The 16860-nt window shown below is 68.8% G+C and carries 19 protein-coding genes; 6 read left to right on the top strand and 13 right to left on the bottom strand.

Annotation, left to right across the window (positions count from 1 at the left end; genetic code table 11):
* Positions 1-5: 5 nt before the first annotated feature.
* Both ASC66_RS11080 and ASC66_RS11075 read right to left on the bottom strand, forming a co-directional pair.
* A complete protein-coding gene (locus ASC66_RS11080; RefSeq protein WP_055839200.1) occupies positions 6-401 on the bottom strand; it encodes a GntR family transcriptional regulator in 396 nt (131 codons plus the stop codon).
* A complete protein-coding gene (locus ASC66_RS11075; protein ID WP_055839197.1) occupies positions 401-1294 on the bottom strand; it encodes a hypothetical protein in 894 nt (297 codons plus the stop codon). The genes ASC66_RS11080 and ASC66_RS11075 overlap by 1 nt, the downstream gene beginning before the upstream one ends.
* A 95-nt stretch (positions 1295-1389) precedes the next feature.
* Here ASC66_RS11075 and ASC66_RS11070 point away from each other — a divergent pair, with 95 nt between their 5' ends.
* The gene (locus ASC66_RS11070; protein ID WP_157509759.1) at positions 1390-3048 is read left to right on the top strand and encodes an amidohydrolase; all 1659 of its coding nucleotides are present in this window, start codon (positions 1390-1392) and stop codon (positions 3046-3048) included.
* Between the two features lie 21 nt (positions 3049-3069).
* Here ASC66_RS11070 and ASC66_RS18335 read toward each other — a convergent pair whose 3' ends face one another.
* The 3 genes from ASC66_RS18335 to dusB are packed head-to-tail and all read right to left on the bottom strand — an operon-like array spanning position 3070 to position 5722.
* The gene (locus ASC66_RS18335) at positions 3070-3240 is read right to left on the bottom strand and encodes a hypothetical protein (protein ID WP_200944805.1); all 171 of its coding nucleotides are present in this window, start codon (positions 3238-3240) and stop codon (positions 3070-3072) included.
* A gap of 57 nt (positions 3241-3297) precedes the next feature.
* Positions 3298-4572, bottom strand: a complete 1275-nt coding sequence (locus ASC66_RS11065; RefSeq protein WP_235496861.1) for a deoxyguanosinetriphosphate triphosphohydrolase — start codon at positions 4570-4572, stop codon at positions 3298-3300.
* Positions 4562-5722: a tRNA dihydrouridine synthase DusB gene (gene dusB / locus ASC66_RS11060; RefSeq protein WP_055839189.1), complete on the bottom strand. Its 1161-nt coding sequence runs from the start codon at positions 5720-5722 to the stop codon at positions 4562-4564. The genes ASC66_RS11065 and dusB overlap by 11 nt, the downstream gene beginning before the upstream one ends.
* A gap of 42 nt (positions 5723-5764) precedes the next feature.
* Between dusB and ASC66_RS11055 the strand changes: the two genes are divergently transcribed.
* Together ASC66_RS11055 and ASC66_RS11050 are read left to right on the top strand one after the other, a co-directional pair.
* Complete coding sequence (locus tag ASC66_RS11055) at positions 5765-6259, top strand: aminoacyl-tRNA deacylase (protein ID WP_055839184.1); 495 nt, start codon at positions 5765-5767, stop codon at positions 6257-6259.
* Positions 6260-6263: 4 nt separating this feature from the next.
* On the top strand, positions 6264-6680 hold the full coding sequence (locus tag ASC66_RS11050) for an immunity protein CdiI family protein (RefSeq protein WP_055839181.1): 417 nt from the start codon (positions 6264-6266) through the stop codon (positions 6678-6680).
* Positions 6681-6684: 4 nt separating this feature from the next.
* On the opposite strand, the gene ASC66_RS11045 is transcribed toward ASC66_RS11050, so the two are convergent.
* The 3 genes from ASC66_RS11045 to ASC66_RS11040 all read right to left on the bottom strand — a co-directional run bounded on the left by ASC66_RS11045 (position 6685) and on the right by ASC66_RS11040 (position 8226).
* Positions 6685-7080, bottom strand: a complete 396-nt coding sequence (locus ASC66_RS11045; protein WP_055839178.1) for a VOC family protein — start codon at positions 7078-7080, stop codon at positions 6685-6687.
* A 352-nt stretch (positions 7081-7432) separates the two neighbouring features.
* A complete protein-coding gene (locus ASC66_RS18560; RefSeq protein ID WP_286145592.1) occupies positions 7433-7555 on the bottom strand; it encodes a hypothetical protein in 123 nt (40 codons plus the stop codon).
* Positions 7552-8226, bottom strand: coding sequence for a DsbA family oxidoreductase (locus ASC66_RS11040; protein WP_055839175.1), 675 nt, complete (start codon positions 8224-8226; stop codon positions 7552-7554). The genes ASC66_RS18560 and ASC66_RS11040 overlap by 4 nt, the downstream gene beginning before the upstream one ends.
* 74 nt (positions 8227-8300) lie before the next feature.
* Between ASC66_RS11040 and ASC66_RS11035 the strand changes: the two genes are divergently transcribed.
* Entirely contained in the window at positions 8301-8921 is a 621-nt protein-coding gene (locus tag ASC66_RS11035) for a HEAT repeat domain-containing protein (protein ID WP_055839172.1), read from the top strand.
* A 1-nt stretch (position 8922) separates the two neighbouring features.
* On the opposite strand, the gene ASC66_RS11030 is transcribed toward ASC66_RS11035, so the two are convergent.
* Together ASC66_RS11030 and recO are read right to left on the bottom strand one after the other, a co-directional pair.
* Complete coding sequence (locus ASC66_RS11030) at positions 8923-9726, bottom strand: isoprenyl transferase (RefSeq protein ID WP_055839168.1); 804 nt, start codon at positions 9724-9726, stop codon at positions 8923-8925.
* On the bottom strand, positions 9723-10457 hold the full coding sequence (gene recO, locus ASC66_RS11025; RefSeq protein WP_055839165.1) for a DNA repair protein RecO: 735 nt from the start codon (positions 10455-10457) through the stop codon (positions 9723-9725). The genes ASC66_RS11030 and recO overlap by 4 nt, the downstream gene beginning before the upstream one ends.
* An 87-nt stretch (positions 10458-10544) precedes the next feature.
* On the opposite strand from recO, the gene ASC66_RS11020 reads away from it, so the two are divergent.
* Together ASC66_RS11020 and ASC66_RS11015 are read left to right on the top strand one after the other, a co-directional pair.
* A complete protein-coding gene (locus tag ASC66_RS11020) occupies positions 10545-11279 on the top strand; it encodes an SDR family oxidoreductase (RefSeq protein WP_055839162.1) in 735 nt (244 codons plus the stop codon).
* A 41-nt stretch (positions 11280-11320) separates the two neighbouring features.
* The gene (locus tag ASC66_RS11015; protein ID WP_055839159.1) at positions 11321-11980 is read left to right on the top strand and encodes a trimeric intracellular cation channel family protein; all 660 of its coding nucleotides are present in this window, start codon (positions 11321-11323) and stop codon (positions 11978-11980) included.
* A gap of 659 nt (positions 11981-12639) precedes the next feature.
* Here ASC66_RS11015 and leuA read toward each other — a convergent pair.
* The 3 genes from leuA to ASC66_RS11000 all read right to left on the bottom strand — a co-directional run bounded on the left by leuA (position 12640) and on the right by ASC66_RS11000 (position 16803).
* A complete protein-coding gene (leuA, locus tag ASC66_RS11010; protein ID WP_055839156.1) occupies positions 12640-14427 on the bottom strand; it encodes a 2-isopropylmalate synthase in 1788 nt (595 codons plus the stop codon).
* Between the two features lie 217 nt (positions 14428-14644).
* Positions 14645-16042, bottom strand: coding sequence for an ABC transporter permease (locus ASC66_RS11005; protein WP_055839153.1), 1398 nt, complete (start codon positions 16040-16042; stop codon positions 14645-14647).
* Entirely contained in the window at positions 16042-16803 is a 762-nt protein-coding gene (locus ASC66_RS11000; protein WP_055839150.1) for an ABC transporter ATP-binding protein, read from the bottom strand. Before ASC66_RS11000 ends, ASC66_RS11005 begins: the two co-directional genes overlap by 1 nt.
* Positions 16804-16860: the final 57 nt, after the last annotated feature.

The raw sequence follows: 16860 nt of genomic DNA, 5'->3' as shown, positions 1-16860 counted from the left end.
CAATCTTAGGCGTGCGAGGGCTCCTCGAGCGCCGATTGCGAGCGTGCCGTTCGGGCGAGCACCGCGCGCAGTATTGGCTCCGCATCGCCCTCGTCGACGCCGAGATCACGCAGGCGCTGCAGATACAGGAGCGCCGCTTCGTGGGCGCCGCGTTCGCGGGCATCTCCGGTGGCCGCCACAAAGCTCCCGAGGCGCCCGCGTGTCTCGATCAGCCCGTCGACCTCGAGCTGCCGGAAGCTGCGAGCCACCGTGTTGGGCGCGAGGCCCAGATCGCCGGCGAGGCGACGAACCGTCGGCAGACGAGTGCCGGGGGCGAGCTCCCCGGACGCGATCGCCGCGGCGAATTGTGCCCGGAGCTGCTCGAATGGCGGCGCCGCCGATTCCGAGTCGATGCGGAGCATCACGGCGTTGCTACGGCCGGCGCGGCCGCCGGCTCGGTGTCGGCGGCGTCCGGCCACAGCCGCCAGGTGGATCGCCTGCTTGCCGGAACGGACAGCAGAAGTATCGGGACGACGGCAACGAACCCGAGCCATGCCGTGATGGTGGGTGCGGGGGCGAGCAGCCAGAGCCCGGCGAGGAGGCAGGCCGCCCAGCCGAGCGTGAACGCCGCGATCCAGAGTGAGCGCAGTGCCATGCCGCGCATGGCGTCGTCCCAGCGCAGTTCCAGCTCGTTCTGGGCCGGCTGCGGCACGTCCACGAGCCATCGCCCGAGCAGGGCTGCGGCGAGCTGCGCGACGACGGCCACAGACGTCGCGCCCACGACAGCGGCGACCGGTACGCCGGCGACGACACCGCCGATCTCGGGCCCGAGGCCCAGCAGGATCGCGCAGCCGCAGAGCGCGGCCAGCGCACTCACGCCGACGGATGCCCACTGCCACAGTGGGTGCACGTAATCGCCCTCGCGCGGGGTGTTCGCCCGGGCAATGCGCGCACCGCGAGACGATGGCGTGGAGAACTGGCCGACCCCGGCCGCCGCGCTGCCGAGCGAGGCCGCCGCGACGAAGACGAGCCCCAGAACCGTCGACGCCTGGCCCTCGGGGAACCCACCGTTGACCGCAGCGAGCCCTCCGACCAGAACGAGTGCGATGAACCCGGCCGCGCACGTGCCGATCATGTTGTCGCGCACCCGACGGTCGATCAGGGTGATGACGTGGTCGTCGACGGGCAACTCGAGTCGCATGATCAGGGCATCCACAACCGGACGACGCCGCGGGGCCGTCGAACGGTGGATCAGCGTGTATCCGAGCGCCAGGGCACCCAGGACGAGCGGTATCCAGATGGCGTTCTGCGGCATTGTGGTCCCCCGTGCTCTCACCGCTCGGGTTATGTACCAAGCTTGTATCAAGCTAGGTCGTCCGGGCGCCGGGCGCAAGCTCATAGACTGCGACCATGACTGTCATGGGTGACTTCGCCGACCGGGTGTTCTTCGGAACCGTCCTCACCATGGATGACTCAATGCCGGAGGCCGAAGGGGTCGCCGTGCACGGCGAACGCATCCTCGCGGTCGGCGGCCGCACCGAACTCGCGCGCCTGATCGGCCCGGATACGGCCGTCACCGAGCTGGGAGACGCCGCACTGCTTCCCGGCTTCGTCGAGGCGCACGGGCATCCGCTCTCCGAGGCGATCTTCCTCGGGCCCGATGTCGTCGACATCCGCCCCGTCGTCGCACCGAGCGCCGACGCCGTCATGGAGCGTCTGCACGCGGCGATCGAAGCCGCGGGAGCCGATGGCGTCTACGCGAATGGCTGGGATCCGTTGCTGCAGACGGGACTGCCGGAGCCGACCATGGGCTGGTTGAACGGCCTCTCCCCCGAACGCCCGCTCGCGATCCTGCACAATTCTGGACACTCGGCGTTCTTCAACTCGGCTGCCGCCAGAGCGGTCGGCGTCACCCGCGACACGCCTGACCCGGTCGGAGCCTCGTTCGGGCGTGACGCAAGCGGAGAGCTCGACGGCAGCCTGCGCGAGGTCGGGGCGGCCGAGATGATCTTCGGGCCGGCGTTGCAGCCGACTCCGAACGGGTTCATCGATGCGATCCGCGCCGAGTCGGCGAGGTTGAACGCGGCAGGCATCACCACGGCCGGCGAGCTCGGCTACAACCCCGGGACTGCGGCGGGCATCGCGGCGGCCAGAGTGGCCGGAGCTCTCACGGTGCGGCTGCGGCTCTACGAGATGTCGACGGCCGCGAAGCAGAGCGCAGGACGCCCGGGCGACGGTGACGAGCTTGTGCGTCAGGTCGGCATCAAGTTGTGGGCGGACGGTTCACCGTGGGTCGGCAACATCGCCACGAGCTTTCCCTACCTCGACACGCCCGCCACGCGCTCCCTCGGCCTGAAGCCGGGCCACCGCGGCCACGCCAACTACACGCCGGAACAGATCGCTGAGATCTCGGAGGCGTATTTCGCCGCCGGCTGGCAGCTGGCCTGCCACGTGCACGGCGACGCCGCCGTCGACACGGTGCTCGACGCGTGGGAGGCGCTGCTGCAACGGCATCCTCGGCCCGATCACCGCCTGCGACTGGAGCATGTCGGCGCGATGAGCGCAGCCCAGTTCGAACGCGCAGCAGCGCTCGGCATCACGGCGAGCATCTTCATCGACCACCTGTACTACTGGGGCGATGTGCTCGTCGATGATCTCTTCGGGCCGGAGCACGGGGCGCCGTGGGCGGCGGCGGGGTCGGCCGCGGCATCCGGCATGCGCATCTCGTTTCACAACGACGGGCAGGTGACGCCGCCAGAGCCGCTGCGCAACATCGAGATCGCGGTGACGCGGCGCAGCAACCGCGGCCGCGTGCTCGCTCCTGAGCAACGCATCAGCGTCGAGCAGGCGCTGCGCGCACAGTCGATCAACAGCGCGGAGCAGCTGTTCTCCGAGCACGAGATCGGCTCGATCACACCGGGCAAGTTTGCCGATCTGGTTGTGCTGGGCCGCTCGCCGCTGGTGGCCGGAGCGGGGACGGATGTCGCGGCCGGCGCGATCGCCGACATCCCCGTGCTGGAGACGATCCTCGCTGGGGTGACCGTCCACCGCGCGACACGATCCGACTAGAGCGTGTTGCCGCGGCCGATATCAGCTCTGTGCGAGCCGGAGAGCCTTCTCGGTGAAGTAGCTCACCTCACCGGTGACATCCTCGACCCCGAAGACGAACTTGCCGGAGGGAGTGGCCCGGACATCGATGACCGCGCCGCGTCCACGCGGTGTGATCACCTCGGCTCCCGGCGTGAAGAAGGCTTGGCTCATACGCCAAGCCTGCAGGCATCCGCGGCGGGCCGCCTCCGCCACGAGACGGATATTGCGCTAGTGCTGCACCAGGCGCTCGTGCCAGGCCAGCGCCGACTGGTCGGTGAGGCTGGCCACCTGGTCGACGATGACGCGCTTGCGGGCGGCATCGTCCGATGCTGCGCGCCAGTCCCCCGCGAATCCCGTGTCGAGGTGCTGCTCGCCGCTGTCGTGGAGCACGGTGGCGAGCTCAGTGAGCACCTCGCGCTGCTGCGCGTAGATCGGCTGTCTGGCGTTCTTCGACATCACGAAGGCGGCGACGATGCCCTTGAGCACGGCGATTTCCGCCTGGATCTCACGGGGCACGATGACGTCGGCGTCGAAGCGGATCAGGCTGGCCATCGGGAACGCGGCCCTGGTTGCCTCGGTGGCTGCGTGTGCGAAGCGGCCGATCAGCTGGCTGGTCAGGTTCTTCAGCCGGCCCTGGTCGCGGCGGCTGCCATCCCAGCTGCTCGGCCAACCGTCGAGGGAGTCGAGCCGGTCGAAGGCGGCGATGAGCTCGTCGTGGCTGTGTGCCCCGCCGATCCACTCGTACATTGAGGTGACGAGGGCGTCGTGGTCGACCCGGTCACCGAGGGCGCTGACGTCGATGTAGCCGTTGACGATGGCGTCTTCGAAGTCGTGCACCGAGTAGCCGATGTCGTCGGAGAGGTCCATCACCTGCGCCTCGATCGAGAGCCGGCGCTCGGGGGCGCCTGCGCGCATCCACGTGAAGACGCCGATGTCGTCGCGGTAGAAGCCGAACTTGGCCCGGCCGCTCGGGTCGGCGACGGAGCTCGTGTCCGGCCAGGGGTACTTGCAACTGGCGTCGAGGCTCGCGCGGGTCAGGTTGAGCCCGTAGCTCTGACCGTCAGGCCCGAAGACCTTCGGCTCCAGACGGGTGAGCAGGCGCAGCGTCTGGGCGTTGCCCTCGAAGCCGCCGACATCGTCGGCCCAGACGTTGAGCGCCTTCTCGCCGTTGTGGCCGAACGGCGGGTGGCCGAGGTCATGGGCGAGGCACGCGGTGTCGACGACATCCGGGTCGAGGCCCAGGCTGGATGCCAGCTCGCGGCCGACCTGCGCCACCTCCAGTGAGTGGGTCAGTCGGTTGCGGGCGAAGTCGAGACCGGCGGTCGGGCTCAGCACCTGTGTCTTTGCGGCGAGGCGCCTGAGCGCGCTGGAGTGCAGCAGGCGGGCGCGGTCGCGGGCGAAGTCGCTGCGCCGTGAGGAGTGCTGCTCCGGCAGTGCGCGCTCGGAGTCGTACTCGCTGTATCCGCCGAAGAGGGCATTGCCCGGCAGGTGTTCAACCGCCACTGGTGTCACCCTCGCCCTCGGTCAGGTTGCTGCGCTGAATGCCGTCGATGTCGCGTGACTCGAGCCACTTGTCCGGCAGCGACGGGGTCTTGGGGGTTCCGGCGCGACCGCGCGGGCCCTCCGCGCCCTCACCCGGGTAGGGCTGGTCCCAATCCAACGTGCCGAGCAGGTCATCGAGTGACTGCAGCGACTCGACGGTGGCCATGCGGGCGCGCAGCTCGCCGCCGACCGGGTAGCCCTTGAAGTACCAGGCAACGTGCTTGCGTACGTCGCGGCATCCGCGGTCTTCGTCTTCGAAGAACTCGACCAGCAGTTCGGCGTGCCGCCGGAATGCCTCCGCGACCTGGCCGAGGTTCGGCTGGAACAGCACGTCTTCACCGCGGAAGGCGGCGGCGAGGTCGCCGAACAGCCACGGGCGGCCGAGGCAGCCGCGGCCGACGACGACGCCGTCGCAGCCGGTCTCGCGCACCATGCGCAGCGCGTCTGCGGCCGACCAGATATCGCCGTTACCGAGGATCGGCGTGCCGGTGATGGTGTTCTTGAGCTTCTCGATGGCGGACCAGTCGGCCTGGCCGGAGTAGAACTCGCTCGCCGTGCGCGCGTGCAGGGCGATCGAGGCGACGCCTGCACCCTCGGCGGCCTTGGCGGCCTCGAGGTAGGTGAGGTGGTCGGGGTCGATGCCCTTGCGCATCTTGACCGTCAGCGGGATGTCTCCGGCGGCCTCCACGGCGCCCTCGACGATCTGCCGGAAGAGTTCGAGCTTCCACGGGAGCGCGGCGCCGCCGCCCTTGCGGGTGACCTTGGGCACCGGGCATCCGAAGTTCAGGTCGATGTGGTCTGCACGGTCCTCGGCGACCAGCATCGTCACGGCCTCGCGGACCGTCTTGGGGTCGACACCGTAGAGCTGGATGGAGCGGGTGGTCTCGCTCTCGTGGTGCGTGATCAGCCGCATCGACTCCGGGGTGCGCTCGACGAGGGCGCGTGAGGTGATCATCTCGCTCACATAGAGGCCGGCACCGTACTCGCGGCAGAGCCTGCGGAATGCCGTGTTCGTGATGCCAGCCATCGGCGCGAGCACGACGGGAACGTCGAGTTCGAGCGGTCCGATCGCAAGGCGGGGCGCTGGGCTTAGTGTGGAGGAGGCAGACATGTTCTTCGATTCTCCCAGACAATTCTCTGTGAAGGGGGCTCCATGGCCGAGCAGGCTGATTCGAGCGTACTGAGTGGCACCGACAGGGTTGCTGCGGATGCCGCGGCGCGCGGACTCGACGTCGAGATCATCACGCGCCCGGCCGCGAACAGCCTCGCCGAGGCCGCCGCACTGCTCGGCATCGAGCCGTCGGGCATCGTGAAGACGCTCGTCGTGAAGCGTGCGGACGGTACCTTCCTCTTCGCTCTCGTGCCCGGCGGGCGCAAAATCTCCTGGCCGAAGCTGCGTGCCGTCGTCGGCGTGAACAAGCTGCAGTTGCCGGATGCCACGCAGGCCCTCACCGCAACCGGCTACGAGCGCGGCACGATCACTCCGCTCGGTTCGAGCACCGAGTGGCCCGTCTACGCGGATGCCGGCATCGCCGGCCAGCGCGTGGCGATGGGTGCAGGCGCCCACGGCTTCAGCGCCTTCGTCGACGCCGATGCACTGATCGAGGCGTTCGGCGCGATCGTCGCCGATATCAGCGAACCCGAGTAGCGGCATGGGCGCGGTGGCCGGCTCGGACGTGCACTGGGTGGTGGACCCGGTCACGCAGGAGGAGATCGCCGTGCCGCCGTACGCGAGCGCCGAGCAAGCCATCCGGCGTGCCGCAATGAAGCGGTCGGGCCGGCTCCGCTTCATCCGCATGTTCCCCGACTACGGCCGCGACTACCCGCTCTGGGAGAACGGAAGCGGCAACTACACCGTGACCGCCGCCGATCTCGAACTGAGCACACCGCTCGCCGACGCGCTGCGACGCTGGCAGCAACGCTGGGACGACGAATGCCTCGACTCCTCGGAGTGGAGCTCGGAGCAGGCCCGGCTCGACTGGCTGCGCGACGGCGCGGAAATGTGCGCGCGGTTGCAGCGCGAGGTGTGGGACTTCGCGGAAGTCCTTCCGGAATTCGGAGCCGGGTAGGCCGTTACTCGGGCAGCGCAGCGAAGAGTTCCACCGAGTTGCCGTCCGGGTCGCGCAGGATCGCGTAGCGCTGGCCCCAGAACGCGTCCCACGGTTCCTTGTGCGCCTCGGCGCCCGCGGCGACGAGGTCGGCGAAGAGCTGGTCGAGCTCGGCCGGCGAATCGCAGAGGAATGCCGGAACCATGCGGTGGCCGCCGACGGGGGCCGTCCACTCCGGGTCGAAGCTCTTCACGACGTCGATGGTGTCCCAGCCGAGGCGGATGCCGCCGGGCAGCGTGATCTCGACGTGGTCCTCGCTCTCGGCGCCCGCCGGGATGTCGAGGCCGAGCCGGCGATAGAACTCGAGTGAGCGCGCCATGTCGGCGACGACGAATCCGATGAGGTCAATACGTACTGTCATGGTTCAACGCTAGCCCCGCGCACCGACAGCCTCAACGCCGGTCGCGCGCGCACTGGCAGGCGCGGCTGCGGTTTTGGCGGATCCGCTCAGGGCTTCGCGTGCGTCGCTGCTCCTTCGTCGCGGCGCCGCTCGCTCGAGCCAGCGTGCGGAAAAGCATCGCTCGCTCGAACCGACGTGCATTCTCACGCTGGCTCGAGGGAGCAGCCGAGGAACGAGGCCGCCCCCGAAGCCAAACCTGTCGAGGCCCGGGAAAACCGCACGGGCCGTGAGAGCGGGCGGCATCCGGAGCACGCCCCGCGCGCGCGAAAACGGGGCACCGCCGAATCGGCGATGCCCCGTTTCAGATCAAGAACTAGACGCCGCAGCTACCGCCGCCACAGCAGCCGGCCTCGGCCGTGGCCTCAGCCGACACGTCGGTCAGCTGAATGAGGGGCTTGCGGGTAACGGACTCGGTGGTGATGGTGTTCTCGCTCATGCGGAAATCTCCTCGGTTCGTTCGCTCCGCACCTGCTGCAGAACTTGTGCAAAAGTACCAGCATCCTGCGCGCCCGACAGACCGTACTTGCCGTCGATCACGAAGAACGGCACGCCGTTGATACCAAACTGCTGCGCCTGCGCCTGGTCGGCGCGCACGGCGGCGAGGTACTCGTCCTCGTTCAGCGAGCGGATCACGTCGTCGCGGTCCAGGCCGAGCTCTGCGCCGAGATCGGCAAGGTCCTCGACCCGGCCGAGGTGGCGGCCCTCTGTGAAGTAGGCGCTGAGCAGACGCTCGACGGCCTTCAGCTGAATGCCCTGTGCCTTGGCGTAGTGCAGAAGCTGGTGGGCCTTGACGGTGTTGGTGTGCTGCAGGATGTCGAAGTTGTACTCGAGGCCGACGGATGCCGCGACGCCGGTGACGTGCTCGAGCATCTCTCCGACGCGCTCGGCCGGCATGCCCTTGTGCTTGGCGAGGAAGTCGATCTCGCTGCCCTCGAAGTCGACGGGGGTATCGGGGGCCAGCTCGAAGCTGTGATACTCCACGATCACCTCTGGGGCATCGGCATCCTGCTGGAACTCGGTGACACCGCCCTCGAACTTGCGCTTGCCAATGAAGCACCAGGGGCAGGCGATGTCGGACCAGACGTCAATTTTGATGGGTTCACTCACAACAGGGTCCAACCGGCGGCGCTGCCGCTGTATTCCCTCGGCACCCAGCTCGGCCAGATACAGTTGGCAGTGCCATGGCAAACAAACTCAACCCGCACCCCGACATTCCCCTCGACCTGCCGACGGGAGAGCGCATCGCCGCCGCCGTCGACCACTACGGCGAGGAGGTCGTGGCCCAGAACGCCATCGCCCTGCTGCGCGCCAAGAACGCGGGCAAAGACTTCCTGCTCTACGCCGGTGGGCGCCACGCCCTCGGGATCCTCGACGGCGCACCCGCCCTGTACTGGCCGGAGCTCTGGGGCGCACGCGCCCTGCTGCACGTCTGGGATGACGCGGCCGCTCCCTACATCGTCGTCGGCCTCAGCAACCAGGCCTGGCGCGTGCGCGAGATGTGCGCCAAGGTCGTGCTGCTGCGCGACTTGCAGGTCGCGCCCAAGCTGGTGCGCCTGACGACCGACGAGAACCCGCGCGTCCGCGCCGCCGCCCTGCACGCCCTCGCGGCTCAGGGCACGGAGGAGCACGTCGAGACGATCGCCCAGCGCCTCCGCGATCCGGAGAAGTCCGTGCGCCAGGCCGCCCAGCAGGCCCGCGACGTGCTGCGCGAGCGCCTCCGCCCGGCGACCGCTTCGGCCGACACGGAGCCCGTCGACGGCGCCGAGAGCGTCGACACCGTCAACAACTCCGAGTCGGAGTAGCTCAGGCGCTCGGCGCGTCGACGGCCCCGCCAAATCGCCTCGTGCGTGCGGCGTACAGCTCGACGGCGCGCCACAGATCCACCCGGGAGAAGTCCGGCCACAGCGTGTCCAGGAACACCATCTCGGCGTAGGCCGACTGCCAGAGCAGGAAGTTCGAGGTGCGCTGCTCCCCCGAGCTACGCACGAACAGGTCGACGTCGGGCATCTCCGGGTTGTACAGCTTCTTCGCGATCGCCTTCTCGGTGATCGCGGAGGGCTTCAGCCTGCCGGCGGCCACATCCTCGGCCAGTGCGCGCACGGCATCCGTGATCTCGTTCCGGCCGCCATAGTTCACGCACATCGTGAGCGTCATCGTGGAGTTGCCGGCGGTGAGCTTCTCGGCGTACTGCAGCTCGTTAATGACGGACGCCCAGAGTCTGGGCTTCCGGCCGGCCCAGCGGATCCGAACGCCCCACTCGTTGAGCTGGTCGCGGCGGCGGTGCAGCACGTCGCGGTTGAAGCCCATCAGGAAGCGCACCTCATCGGGTGAGCGCTTCCAGTTCTCGGTCGAGAACGCGTACACGCTGAGGTGCTTGACGCCGATCTGGATCGCACCGGCGACGACGTCGAGCAGCGCCGCCTCCCCCGCCTTGTGCCCCTCGACGCGGGTGAGGCCGCGGGCGTTGGCCCAACGGCCGTTGCCGTCCATCACCACCGCGACGTGCTCTGGCACCGCCTTCGCCGGAATCGCCGGCGGGTGGATGCCGGTCCAATCCAGGGGCTTGTAGGCGACGGCATCCTTGTGAGTGAAGGGCTTCGGGGTCATACGCTGCTTTCTCGCGAAACGTGGGAGAGCGAGCGCAGCCCGCGTTCCAGGTGCCATTGGGTGTACGCGGCGACGACGCCGCTGGCTCGGGATGCCGTGTTCTCCGGCGCCGCGTCGGCGACGGCCCAGTTGCCCTCGAGCAGGGCGCCGAGCAGGCCGATCGTCTCGGTGTCGAGGCGCGGAGAACCGGGGGGCGAGCAGTCGGCGCAGACGACGCCGCCAATCTGCACCACCATGTGCTCGTGCGGCCCGGCCAGACCGCAGCGGGCGCAGTCGTGGAAGCTCGGCGCCCAGCCGGCCATGGAGAGCGCCCGCAGAAGATAGGAGTCGAGGGTGAGGCTCGAGTTGTGCTCACGCTTGGAGAGCGAGCGCAGCGCGCCGACGAGCAGCAGGTACTGCTGCAGCGAGCCCTCAGACTCCGTGAGCTTGTCGGCGGTCTCGGCCATCGCCGTCGCCGCGGTGTAGCTCGGGTAGTCCTCGGCGATCAGCGCGCCGTACGCACCGATCGTCTCGGCCTGGGTGATGACGTCCAGGGTGCGGCCCTCGTACAGCTGCAGATCGGCGACCATGAACGGTTCCAGGCGAGAGCCGAACTTCGATGCGGTGCGCCGCACGCCCTTGGCGACCGCACGCACCTTGCCGTGCCGCCGGGTCAGCAGTGTGACGATGCGGTCCGCTTCACCCAACTTGTGGGTGCGGAGCACAACGGCTTCATCACGATAGACAGGCACAGTCAATTATCCCCCGCGCCGGTCGTGTCGGGGCCGCCCCTCGCCGCACGCGGTCGTACGGGCGCACCGCTGGCGTAGAGTCGCAGCGTGAACGTGCTTGTGACCGGGGGAACCGGCAATCTGGGCCGCGCAGTGGTCAAACGACTTCGCGCCGTGGACATCGAGCCCCGCGTCCTCAGCCGCCGGCAGGGGCCAGGGCTGATCACGGGCGACCTCCGGAGCGGCGCCGGCCTGGCCGAGGCGCTCGACGGCATCGACACGGTGCTGCACCTGGCGACGGGCTATCGCAACGACCTCGACATCACGAGGGCGCTGCTGGATGCCGCACGAGCCAGAGCAGGCGCAGCGCCCCGGATCGTCTACATCTCGATTGTCGGCGTCGACGCGATCCCGCTCGGCTACTACCGCGGCAAGCTGGCGGCTGAGCGCGCCATCGAGGGATCAGGGCTGCCGTTCGCGCTGCTGCGCGCGACCCAGTTCCACACCCTGATCGAGCAGATCTTCCACACCCAGCGCGCGCTCCCCGTGCTCCTCGCGCCCCCGTTCTCCGCGCAGCCGATCGCGGCCGGCGAGGTCGCCGAACGGCTCGTCGAGCTGGTGCACACCGGCGCGACGGGCCGTGCAGCCGACATCGGCGGCCCCGAGGTGCGCACCGCCGCCGAGTTCGGCCGGCTCTACCAGGAGGCGCACTCGGGGCGCAGGACAGTGCGCACGCTGTCGATTCCCGGTGCCACGGTTCGCGCCTTCCGCGCCGGCCACAATCTCGTTCCCGGCACGCCGTACGGGCGGCAGACTTTCGCGGAGTTCCTCGCCGCACGCTGACGGCGTCATCGCGGGGCTCCGCGACTTGGTATACATGGAGCATGAGCACCGCCCTCTTCGTCATCCCCCTCTGGCTCGACCTCACGGCGGTCGCCATCGGAGCGATTCAGGGCGCCATGTTCGCGGCACGCATGAAGGACCGCCGCATCGACCTGCTCGGTGTCGCGATCATCGGTGTCGCCGTCGGCCTCGGCGGCGGTCTGCTGCGTGACGTGCTCATCAACCAGCTGCCGGCGGCGCTGGCCAGCAACTGGTACCTGCCGGTGGCGACGGCATCCGCCCTCATCGGCATGGCCCTCGTGCGCGTCTTCGACAAACTGAATCCGCTCATCATCGGCTTGGATGCCGTCACGATCGGCCTCTTCGGCGCGATCGGTGTCACCAAAGCACTCGCCTACGGCGTTCCGGAGGTGCCTGCCGCCTTCGTCGGTGTGCTGAGCGCCGTCGGCGGGTCGATTCTGCGCGACATGATGCTGAATCTGCCGATCGCGGTCATGCACGTCGGCTCCCTCTATGCGGTCGCGGCCGGTGTCGGCTGCACCCTGCTCGTGATCCTCGCATCGGTCGGCGTGCAGATCACGATCGCCGGCATCGTCTGTGTCGGCGTGACGACGATCATCCGGCTGCTCGCCGTGCGCTTCGGCTGGAGCCTGCCGGAGCAGCGCGCCCTCGCCAGCTGGCCCCGCTGGCGCCGCAGCTGACTCGCGCGGCTCGTCAATTTCTTGGCCTGGCGGATGCAGGGGCACCGGTGTGCGCGGATCCGCTCAGGGCTTCGCGTGCAGGACTCCTCGTTCCTCGTCGACCCGCTCGCTCAAGCCAGCGTGCACGGGGGCGCCCCTGTGGACAAACCGCACCAGCATCGCGTGCGGTTCCTGAGGTTGCCTGAGGAGGGCTGCCGCCTTTCGCGACGCTGCGCGCCGCGCACGCTGGCTCGAGGGAGCAGCCGAGGAACGAGGCCGCCCCCGAAGCCACGTACCCGCGTGAGGCGGGCGCCGCAGCTGCCAGGGCCACCGTTTCGACGGAAACGCTCAGGGCTTCGCGTGCGGCGCTGCTCCTTCGTCGCGGCACCGCTCGCTCAAGCCATCGTGCCGAGAGACACCGCCGGAAACCCACCCGCTCGAGCCAGCATGCACAGGGGCGCCCCGGTGGACAAACCGCACCAGCATCGCGTGCGGTTCCTGAGGTTGCCTGAGGAGGGCTGCCGCTTTTCGCGACGCTGCGCGCCGCGCACGCTGGCTCGAGGGAGCAGCCGAGGAACGAGGTCGCCCCCGAAGCCACATCCCCTCGTGAGGCGGGCGCTGCGCGCTGGTTAACGGGCGACGGCCCGGGAAATCCCGGGCCGTGCACCTGAGGCGAGAGGCTAGACGCTGACCGCTTCGGCGATCTTCTGGAGCGTCGTCATCTCGGATGCCGCTGTGCGCTGTGCGCGGTTGACGGCAGACACGACTGCCTTCAGCGACGCGACGGACGTGTCACCGTCGATGCCCACGCCCCACAGACGCTGGCCGTCGACGTCGAGCTCGACGTACGACGCCGCCTGGGCGTCGCCGCTGGCCGAGAGCGTGTGCTGAGAGAAGTCGAACAGGTCGACCTTCAGCCCGCGGGTGGCCAGAACCGAGAGGAACGCGGCGATCGGTCCATTGCCAGAACCCTGCGCGATCTCGACGACGTTTCCGTCGCGCAGCTCGACCTCGAGGTGCACGCCATCGCCCTTGTGCGTGGTGACGGTGGAGATCAGCTCGAAGCGGCCCCAACGCTCAGCATCGGCGCCGGCCTCTGCGGTCGGCAGGTACTCGTCGCGGAAGATGTTCCAGATCTGCTCGCTGGTGAGCTCGCCACCCTCCGCATCGGTGCGGGCCTGCACGACACCGCTGAACTCGATCTGCAGGCGACGCGGCAGTTCCAGGGCGTGGTCGTTCTTCAGCAGGTAGGCGACTCCGCCCTTGCCCGACTGCGAGTTGACGCGGATGACGGCCTCATAGCTGCGCCCGAGGTCCTTCGGGTCGACGGGCAGGTACGGCACGGCCCACTCCAGCTCGTCGACCGTGACGCCGCGCTCCGCGGCATCCGCGGCCATCTGCTCGAAGCCCTTCTTGATGGCGTCCTGGTGCGAACCGCTGAACGCGGTGTAGACCAGATCTCCCACCCAGGGGTGGCGCTCAGGCACCGGCAGCTGGTTGCAGTGCTCGACCGTGCGCTTGACCATGTCGATGTCGGAGAAGTCGATCTGCGGGTCGATGCCCTGCGTGAACAGGTTGATACCCAGTGCGACCAGGTCGACGTTGCCCGTGCGCTCACCGTTGCCGAACAGGCAGCCCTCGATGCGGTCGGCGCCGGCCAGGTAACCGAGCTCGGCGGCGGCGATGGCGGTTCCGCGGTCGTTGTGCGGGTGCAGGCTGAGGATCACGTTCTCGCGGTGGGCGAGCCTGCGGCTCATCCACTCGATCGAGTCGGCGTAGACGTTGGGGGTGGCCATCTCGACGGTGGCCGGCAGGTTGATGATGACCTTGCGCTCCGGCGTCGGCTCGAAGACCTCGATCACCTGGTTGCAGATGTCGAGCGCGAACTCGAGCTCGGTGCCGGTGTAGCTCTCCGGCGAGTACTCGTAGTAGACGTCGGTGCCGGGAACGAGCGACTCCATCTCGCGGCACTTGCGCGCGCCATGCAGGGCGATGTCGATGATGCCCTGCTTGTCCTTGCGGAAGACGACCTCGCGCTGCAGCACGCTGGTGGAGTTGTAGAGGTGGACGATGGCCTGCTTGGCGCCCTTGATCGACTCGTAGGTGCGCTCGATCAGGTGGTCGCGGGCCTGCGTCAGCACCTGGATGGTGACGTCATCCGGGATCGCGTTCTCTTCGATCAGGCTGCGCACGAAGTCGAAGTCGGTCTGGCTCGCGCTCGGGAAGCCGACCTCGATCTCCTTGTAGCCCATGCCGACCAGCAGGTCGAACATGACGCGCTTGCGCTCGGGGCTCATCGGATCGATCAGCGCCTGGTTGCCGTCGCGCAGGTCAACGGCACACCAGCGGGGTGCCTCGGTGATGCGCTTGGTCGGCCAGGTGCGGTCGGGCAGTTCGACGGTGATCTGCTCGTGGAACGCACGGTAACGGTGGACCGGCATTGCGGATGCTTTTTGGTTGTTCTTCATGGTGTCTCAATCTCCTCGCGAGTGGTGGTCAGCCAACGACAAACTCCGCGACGAGGGAGGCCTGAGATTAGGACTCGTCGCGGCAGCTAAGGAGGAGCAGACCGTGCAACACACTTTCAGGCTAGCACCGTCTCGCGGACTTGCGAGACGGTGCCAGCCGATTGTTACCAATCGGCAGCCCCGACGGTGTTCGGTTCACCCCTGGTCAGTCCGCCGCTCAGTCCACCGCCAGCGCAAGCACGGGAGAGACCGTCGTGGCCCGGCGGGCGGGGGTGACCGAGGCGATCAGCGTCAGCGCGGCACCGGCGAGCACCGTGAAGACGAGGATCGGCCACGGCAGGCTCGGCGGCATGAGCTGCCCCTGGATCGATCCGAGCAGCGACTGGGCGCCGGCCCAGCCGTAGAAGATGCCAAGAACGAGGCCGAGTCCGACCGCGGCGACCGTCATCTGGGCGCTCTCGGCCAGGATCATGCTGCGCACCTGTCGCCCGGTGAATCCGAGTGCCCGCAGCAAGCCCAGCTCCCTCGTGCGCTGCAGCACGCTGAGCGAGAGGTTGTTGACCATGCCGATCGCCGCGATGATGGCGCTGAAACCGACCAGGGCGAGGAAGATCGAGGTGCTCAGCGTCACGGACTGGTCGATCACGGCGGCCATCTGCGGGTCGTCCTCGAAGGTGCTGGCGACCATGGTGCGGTAGCTCTCCATCGTGACGGCGAACATCGTGACGAGTGTGACGCCGATGACGAGCCCGATCGTCGCGCGCGAGCTCCGGTCCGGGAAGCGGACGGCATTCTCGGCTGCCAGCCGCGCGGTCGGGCCACTCCCCAGCATCCGCCCGACGAGGCGCAGCACGGGCGGCATCACGAGGTGGGCGCCGAGGATGATCCCGGTGAAGGAGATGAGCCCGCCGAAGAAGGAGATCAGCAGTCCGAAGACGCTGGCGAGGCTCACGAGGATGCCGAGCGCCATCATGGCGAAGCCGATCACGACGAGGAGCAGCGCGAAGACGTTCCGCGCGGTGCGGTGCCTGCTCTGTTCGAGCGAGGCCTCGACGGCTGCGCCGGTCGCCTCCATCGGCGACACCGTGACGACGCGCCGGGAGCCCACCCACGCAGCGCCCCAAGTGACGAGGGCGACGACGGCGACCGGCAGCACGACGATCGGCTCGATCAGCGCGTACTCGACGGCCGGCAGCCAGGCTTGCTGGATGCCGATGGCCACGGCCCCGAGGGTGATGAGCATTCCGAGCGCCAGCCCGATCAGCGCGCCGAGCGCGCCGACGATCAGCCCCTCCGTCGCCACCGCCCTGCGCACGGTCACGGCCCTGGCCCCGATCAGGCGCAGCAGCGCGATCGAGCGCACCCGACCGGCGATGATCGTGCCGAAGGTGTTCGCGGTCACGATGGCGCCGACGTAGAAGGCGATCACCGTGAAGACCGTGGTCACGAGCGAGAGGGCGAGCCGCACGGATGCCGACTCCCCCACCACATCGGATTGGATGGCCGTCGCAATGATGCCCGTCGCCTGCAGCAGCACGACGCCGAACGCCGAGCTCAGCGCGGCGACGACGAGCGTCGAGCCGTGGTCGCGGGTCTTCCCACCGAGCGCGGCCATCAGAGCGCCGCTTCCATGCCCAGCATGATGCGGGAGATCTCTTCGGCCGACGAGCGCGGGCGGTCGTCGACCACCCGGCCGTCGGCGAGGAACAGGATGCGATCGGCGTGGCTGGCCGCGATCGGATCGTGGGTCACCATCGCGATCGACTGCTCGTACTCGCGGGCGGCCGTAGCCAGCAGCGTCAGCACCTCGCGCCCCGTCCGGGAATCGAGGGCGCCCGTCGGCTCGTCGGCGAACACGAGGTCGGGCCGGGTGCCGAGCGCCCTGGCGATGGCGACGCGCTGCTGCTGGCCGCCGGAGAGCTCGTGCGGCCGGTGGCTGAGCCGGTTCAACAGGCCGAGCGATGCGATCAGATGGTCGACCCAGGCCTGTTCCTTCGCGGTCGGATTCCGGCCGTCCAGCTCGAACGGCAGCATGATATTCGCCATGACGTCGAGCGTCGGAACGAGGTTGAACGATTGGAACACGAAGCCGACGCGGCGCCGGCGGAGCACGGTGAGCTGGCTGTCGGCCATGCCGCTGATCTCGGTGTCGCCCAGCCACACCTGCCCGCTGCTGGCGCTGTCGAGGCCGGCCATGATGTGCATGAGCGTCGACTTGCCTGAGCCGCTCGGGCCCATGATCGCGGTGAACTCCCCGCGGCGGATGCCGATGGAGATGTCGTCGAGGGCCGTGACCGTTCCCTGCCCGGTTCCGTAGCTTTTGCTGAGGTGTGCGACCCTGGCGATGAGGCCGAGGTCGGTCGTGTTGATTGCCATGATTCAACGCTACGAAGCGCGCGGGCCCCGCGCGTCAGGCCAGCGATGGCTCCGCAT

Origin of the sequence: Leifsonia sp. Root4, assembly GCF_001425085.1 — a bacterium.
Classification (GTDB): Bacteria; Actinomycetota; Actinomycetes; order Actinomycetales; family Microbacteriaceae; genus Microterricola.
This window is presented reverse-complemented; position numbering and strand designations above follow the sequence as displayed.